We start from the raw sequence: 6,774 nt of genomic DNA on the forward strand, positions 1-6,774 counted from the left end.
CCGAGTGAAGCCGACACGCGTTTTCTGCTCGATCTCGCGAATGAAACGCCGACCGTCGGCGCCGTGGTCGGCTGGGTCGACCTGAAGGCCGACGACGCACCGGCGCGGATCGCGGCGTTCGCGGCGGCACCGAAAGCGCGCGGCTTGCGACCGATGCTGCAGGATCTGCCCGACGACGCGTGGATCGACGATCCGCGCCTGGATCGCGCGGTCGCCGCGATGCTCGAGCACGGGCTGCGTTTCGATGCACTCGTGATGCCGCGTCATCTCGACGCGCTATACGCGTTCGCGCGGCGCCATCCCGAACTGCCGATCGTGATCGACCACGGCGCGAAGCCGTTCATCGAGCGCGGCGAATTGCAGCCGTGGCTGTCCGCGATGAGCCGGCTCGCGAGCCTGCCGAACCTTCATTGCAAGCTGTCCGGTCTCTGGACCGAAGCGGGGCCGTCGGCCGGCCCCGATGCCGTCCGCACGCGCACGCGGCCGTATGTCCACGCGCTGGCCGAACTGTTCGGGCCGACGCGCCTGATGTGGGGCAGCGACTGGCCGGTGCTGCGGCTGGCGTCGGCATGCGGCGGCTACGGCGAATGGCTGGCTGCGTGCGAGGACGATTGCGCACGGTTGCTCGGCTCCGCGGCATTGCCCGACCTCTTCGGCGGTAACGCACGGCGCTTCTACCGGATCGACACCGCACGCCACGACGAATGAAACCGAACGAAAGGAAAACCGACATGCTCAGCGTGATCTGCGAATCCCCCGGCGTGCTGCGCGTGCAGCAGCGCGAACTGCCCGTGCGCGGCAGCGGCGAAGTGCTGTTGCGCGTGCAACGGGTCGGCATCTGCGGCACCGACCTGCACATCTTCACCGGCAACCAGCCGTACCTCGACTATCCGCGCGTGATGGGGCACGAGCTTTCCGCGGTCGTCGTCGAGGCGGAACCGGAGTCGGGTCTCGGCGTGGGCGACGCGGTGTACGTGATGCCGTATCTGTCGTGCGGACACTGCGTCGCCTGCCGCCACGGCAACACGAACTGCTGCGTCAACATCAAGGTGCTCGGCGTGCATCGCGACGGCGCGCTCGCCGAATACCTGAGCGTGCCCGCGCAGTTCGTTCACAAGGCCGACGGCATTTCGCTCGACCAGGCGGCGATGCTGGAATTCCTTGCGATCGGCGCGCATGCGGTGCGGCGCGCGGACGTCCGTGCCGGACAGCGGGCGCTGATTGTCGGCGCCGGGCCGATCGGCATGGCGGCGATGATCTTCGCGAAGCTGCGCGGCGCCGACGTCACATGCCTCGACACGCGGGCGGATCGGCTCGCGTTTTGCCGGCAGCATCTCACGGTCGATGCGACGGTGGAGGTGGGGGAAGACGACGCAGCGCGTCTCGCGTCGTTGACGAACGGCGAGTATTTCGATGCGGTATTCGACGCGACCGGCAACCTCGATGCGATGAATCGCGGTTTCGAGTTCGTCGCGCACGGCGGCAAGTACACGTTGATCTCGATCGTGCGCGGGCATGTCGCGTTTTCGGACCCGGAATTCCACAAGCGGGAAACCACGCTGCTCGCGAGCCGCAATGCGACCGCCGAGGATTTCGCGACAGTGCTCGACGCGATGCGTGCGGGGCGCATTCCGGACCGCGCGCTGAACACGCACCGGATGCGGCTCGAGGAGGTGCCGGATGCGCTGCCGCGCCTGCTGGAGGCGGGGCAGACCGTCGTGAAGGCGCTCGTCGAATGCTGAACGATCGAATCCGGCACGCGGAGCGCACGCGATGATGCCGCCGATCCTGCAGTTCGGCACGAGCCGCTTCCTGCTGGCGCACGTCGACCTGTTCGTGTCCCAGGCGCTGGACGACGGCAACGCGATGGGCGGCATCGGCATCGTGCAGACGACCGGCAATCCGGCCAGCCGCGCCCGCATCGACGCGCTGCGCGCCACCGGTCGCTATCCGGTGCGGATTCGCGGGCGCGAGCACGGCGTCGTGGTCGACGAAGTCGTCGAGTGCCGCGCCGTGCAGCGCGCGTGGGACGCCGAGCGGGACTGGGCGGAGATCCGCGGTGCCGCGATCGAGACGGTGCGCGTGATCGTGTCGAACACCGGCGACGCAGGGTATCGCCCCGATCCGCGCGACACGGTGGACCTGCTGGCCCAACCGGCGCACGCACCGCACGGCTTTCCGGCGAAGCTGCTCGCGCTGCTGCACGCGCGCTGGCAGGTGCGGCCCGGCGATGGCGTCACCGTGCTGCCTTGCGAACTGGTGACGAACAACGGCGACACGCTGCGCGACATCGTGCTGGGCCTCGCGCGCCAGTGGCGGCTGCCCGACGCGTTCGCCGACTATCTGGGCAACCGCTGCGTATGGGTCAACTCGCTCGTCGACCGCATCGTGTCCGAGCCGCTGCATCCGGTCGGCGCGATCGCGGAGCCCTACGCGCTATGGGCGATCGAACGGCGTGCCGATATGGCGCTGCCGTGCACGCATGCGCAGATCGTCGTCACCGACGATTTGCGCGGCCACGAGCGCCTGAAGCTGTTCTTCCTCAATCTCGGGCACAGCTGGCTCGCGGAGCAGTGGCTCGCGGCAGGGCGCGACGCATCGGAAACGGTGCTGGACGCGATGAACGATGCGCGGCTGCGCGACGGTCTCGAAGCCGTGTGGCGCGATGAAGTCGCGCCGGTTTTCGTCGCGCTGGGCTTGCGCGACACGGCGGAACGCTACGTCGACAGCGTGCGCGAGCGCTTTCTCAATCCGTTTCTTGCGCATCGCATCGCCGATATCGCAATCAACCATCGGGAGAAGGTGGCGCGGCGGATCGAGCCGCTGCTCGCGCTCGCGGATTCGCTGGCGGTGCAGACTGAACAGCCACGGTTACGGCAACTCGTCGCCCGCTATGAGCCGGCGGCCATCGCAATGACAGGGAGAGATGCATCGTGAAGCAACCGACCATCGTGATTCTTCACCGCAACGACAACGTCGCCGTCGCACTCGACGCGCTCGCGCCGGAGGTGCCGGTCGACGTACACGGCGCACCGCTGCGGCCGGCGGCCGCGATACCGGCCGGCCACAAGATCGCCACCGCGCCGATCGCGCGCGGCGACACGATCGTCAAATGCGGGCAGCCGATCGGTGTCGCGCTGCGCGACATCGCCGCGGGCGAGCATGTTCACGTGCACAACGTCGGGATGCCCGAGCGGCATGCGCACGATGACGGGTCGGTCGGCGGCACGCACGACGTTGCCGCGGATCGCCGCGATACCTTCGACGGATTCGTGCGGCCCGACGGCAGCGTGGGGACCCGCAACTACGTTGGCGTGATCGCGAGCGTCAACTGTTCGGCGAGCGTGTGTCATGCGATCGCCGATGCATACCGGCACGGCGCGCTCGATGCGTTCGGTCACGTCGACGGCGTCGTCGCGATCACCCATCAGAGCGGCTGCGGCATGTCGGCGACCGGCGACGGCATCGAACTGCTGCGGCGCACGCTCGTCGGCTATGCGCGCAACCCGAATTTCGCCGGCGTGCTGCTCGTCGGCCTCGGGTGCGAGGTCAACCAGGTCGGCGCGCTCGCGCAACGGCTCGATGCGGCATCGCCGGGCACCGTGCGCACGCTGGTCATCCAGGACGAGGGCGGGGTGCGCGACACCGTGGCCAAAGGCGTGTCGATCGTGCGCGAGTTGCTGGAGCGGGCCGAAGGCGCGCGTCGCAGCGCCGTGCCGGCCTCGCGGCTGACGGTCGGCCTGCAGTGTGGTGGGTCCGACGGCTACTCGGGCATCACCGCGAATCCGGCGCTCGGCGCGGCAGTCGATCTGCTGGTCCGCAACGGCGGCACCGCGATTCTGTCCGAGACGCCCGAGATCTACGGCGCGGAGCATTTGCTGATCGCGCGGGCAGCTTCGCGCGACGTGGCCGAGCGCTTGCTCGGCAGGTTGCAGTGGTGGGAGCGCTACGTCGCCGACAACGGCGGCGAAATGAACAACAACCCGTCGCCCGGCAACCTCGCCGGCGGCATCACGACGATTCTCGAGAAATCGCTCGGCGCGGTGTCGAAGGGCGGCCGCTCGCCGCTGCGCGCGGTCTACGACTATGCGGAGCCGGTGCGGCAAGCCGGGCTCGTGTTCATGGATACGCCCGGTTACGACCCGGTGTCGGCCACCGGGCAGATCGCCGGCGGCGCGAATCTCGTGTGCTTCACGACGGGCCGCGGTTCGGTGTTCGGCTCGAAGCCGGTACCGACGATCAAGATCGCGACGACGACCGGCTTGTTCGAGCGGATGCAGTCGGACATGGATTTCGACAGCGGCGGGATCGTCGCCGGTTCGCTCTCGGTCGGCGAAGCGGGCGAGCGGCTGTTCCGGCTGATGCTCGACGTCGCCTCCGGACGCAGATCCCGCAGCGAGGACAACGGCATCGGCGAACGCGAGTTCGTGCCGTGGCTGCGCGGCGCGGTCATGTGACGCGAAAGGCGGCGTGCGACCGCGTGCGCAATCGGACAGCGAAGGAGGAGCCGCGATGGAAACCAGCATGAGCGAGCCGGCGATCGGCGAAACCGGTCACGACGGCTCGCTGTCGGAACTGGAGAAGGGCTTGCTCGGCGAGGCGCTGCGCTTGCTCGCCGAGACGCGCGCGCGTGCGCTGGAACTCTGTGTCGAGGTGAGCCGGCGGCAGGGCGGCGCCACGCCGGACGTCCACGATTTCAACCTGCCGACGATCATCGAGTTGCAACGGCGCTTCGGTACGCGATCTGGCCCGGACGGCGCCGGCATGGCAGCCTCCGGTCGCTTCGCGTAGCCGAAGCCGAAGCCGCCCGGGGGCGGCACCGTTGCAGGATCGATCGTCCGCGCCGGTTATGCCGCCGACAACGTGATCGACACGCCCGTCGCGGTGTACACCGGCGTGGCCTTGAACCCGTCGACCGTCACCGTCGTGAACTTCGCGGCCGCCGCCGCGCCGTCGATCAGCGCGATGGTATCGCCGGCCTTCGGCGCGTAGCCGTTCACGAACTTCACGTGCAGCGTGCCGCCCGCGACGGTGAGCGGCCCGCCCACGCGCAGCCGCCCGCCGCCGTTGCCGTCGATGTCGAGTTCGAGCGTCGTGTTGTCGAGCTGCGTGTAGCGGGTCGCGATCGTCACCGGCGCGGCGGCCGCGATTCGCACGCTGCCGCCCGGGCCGACGTACACGTCGCCTTTGCCGAACGCCGTCGCGGACGCGGCCGCCAGCGTGCCGCCGCTCACCTGCGTGCCGCCCGTGTAGGCGTTGTTGCCTGCCAGCGTCAGCGTGCCGCTGCCTTGCAGCGTCAGCTTGCCGGCGCCCGCGACGTCGTTGCGCCACAGGTCGGCGGCATTGAGCCCGCCCTGCGACGCATCCATCGACACGATCACGTTGCCGTTGAACGCGCCGTAGCCGTCGGCCGCCGCGAACAGGTTCAGGCGCCCCCAGCCTTCCGCGTCGTCCATGACCGGATAGCCGGACGGCAGCTCGGTCGTCTTCAGCACGACGCGCCGCTGGTCGGCGCTCAGGTACGGGAAGCGCGTCTGCAGCAGGATCTCCGCGCCCTTAGGCACGACCGGCGGTGCGTTCGTCGATTCGATCGCGCCGAAGCCGAAGGTCATGCGGCGCAGGAACGCGGTCTTGTTCGCCGTGTAGTCGGCGAACCGGTCGGTGGCCGTCGTGCCCGAGTGCGCGAATGCGGAGAAGGTCGTGGCGCTCGTTCCGGTCAGTTGCTGCAGCGTCTGATGCGCTTGCGTGTAGGCGGCCTGCGCGTCGCTGGCGTACGCGGTCAGGTTCGCTGCGCTGAGGGCCAGCGCGAGCATGCGCCCGCCGATCACGTCGAGCGGCGAATGCATGCCGGCGAGAATCCGGTTCTCGCCCAGTTCGAGGCCGCGGCTGAGCATTTCCTGGAAGCGTTCCGGCACGAGCCACGCCATCGTCGTCGCATCGCGCACAGCCTCGGCCGTGTGGCCGCTGACGAAGCCGCCGTCGGTCGCGGGCGTCGTGCTTTCGGCCGGCACGAGCGTCGGCGCGACGACCACACTCGTGCTCCAGCGGTACGGGCGCGCGTATTTGAAGAAGCGCTTCGACGGCTCGGTCGACGCGTTGTTGCCCATTTCGTTGAGCAGGTCGACGACCTTGCCGAAGCTGGCGTTGCCGCTGCTGCTGCCGACGCCGACGTTGTTGCCGGAATCGTTGTACAGCACGGTCGTCGCATCGGCGGGCACGCTGGTGATGCTGGTCGTCTGCTGGGCCGCGGTGCGCCACGCGGCGGTGAGCGGGCCCATGCCGTCGGTCACGCTGTATCCCTTGCCGCGCCGGTCGTCGTAGTACGCGGCATCGGCCTGTTGCGGCGTACGCGCGGTCGTCGCGTTGATCACGTACTGCACGTTGGCCGACAGCACCGCATCGTTCAGGATCGTGCCGCACGGCACGCCGCTGTTCGGCAGTCCGGAGCACGTCGACGGCGAGATGGCCGGGAACGCGCCGTTCGCCGGCGCGCTCACGCCCGCGTCGACCAGCATCGTCGCCGGCTGCCACAGATCGAGGAAACGGCTCAACACGCGCACCGCGGCGTTGGTCGACAGCGTCGCATAGCGCGCATCGCCGCGCTGGTTGGTCGCGACGTTGTCGACGAAAGCGGGTGCGCTCGGGATCGGCGCGCTGTCGACGAAGCCGGGGTCGGCGGGCGGCGCGGGAACGGCCGCGGCGATCGTGCCGGTCGACGTGACGTCGTCGCCGCCGCCGCAGGCAGCCAGTACGATCGCACTCGACAATGCCGCG

General features: G+C 69.3%; 6 protein-coding genes. 5 read left to right on the forward strand and 1 reads right to left on the reverse strand.

Annotated features, from left to right (window positions below; all coding sequences use genetic code 11):
* The 5 genes from JMF90_RS17715 to JMF90_RS17735 form a co-directional block, all read left to right on the forward strand.
* A partial coding sequence (locus tag JMF90_RS17715) for an amidohydrolase (RefSeq protein ID WP_201325270.1) occupies positions 1 to 708 on the forward strand: 708 nt, incomplete at its 5' end.
* 23 nt (positions 709 to 731) lie between these two features.
* Positions 732 to 1,742 carry a zinc-binding alcohol dehydrogenase family protein gene (locus JMF90_RS17720; protein WP_041489557.1) on the forward strand — a complete coding sequence of 337 codons (1,011 nt, stop codon included), beginning with the start codon at positions 732 to 734 and terminating at the stop codon, positions 1,740 to 1,742.
* A gap of 31 nt (positions 1,743 to 1,773) precedes the next feature.
* Complete coding sequence (locus JMF90_RS17725; RefSeq protein WP_011549862.1) at positions 1,774 to 2,937, forward strand: D-mannonate oxidoreductase; 1,164 nt, start codon at positions 1,774 to 1,776, stop codon at positions 2,935 to 2,937.
* Positions 2,934 to 4,457 (forward strand): UxaA family hydrolase, encoded by a 1,524-nt coding sequence (locus JMF90_RS17730; RefSeq protein ID WP_011549861.1) that lies wholly within the window; start codon positions 2,934 to 2,936, stop codon positions 4,455 to 4,457. Before JMF90_RS17725 ends, JMF90_RS17730 begins: the two co-directional genes overlap by 4 nt.
* Positions 4,458 to 4,512: 55 nt before the next feature.
* Positions 4,513 to 4,791, forward strand: a complete 279-nt coding sequence (locus JMF90_RS17735; RefSeq protein ID WP_011549860.1) for a hypothetical protein — start codon at positions 4,513 to 4,515, stop codon at positions 4,789 to 4,791.
* 56 nt (positions 4,792 to 4,847) lie between these two features.
* Here JMF90_RS17735 and JMF90_RS17740 read toward each other — a convergent pair.
* On the reverse strand, positions 4,848 to 6,774 hold a 1,927-nt coding region (locus JMF90_RS17740), incomplete at its 5' end, for a phosphatase PAP2 family protein (protein ID WP_236598000.1).

Source organism: Burkholderia sp. E168m23, assembly GCF_016586125.1.
GTDB lineage: Bacteria > Pseudomonadota > Gammaproteobacteria > Burkholderiales > Burkholderiaceae > Burkholderia > Burkholderia orbicola.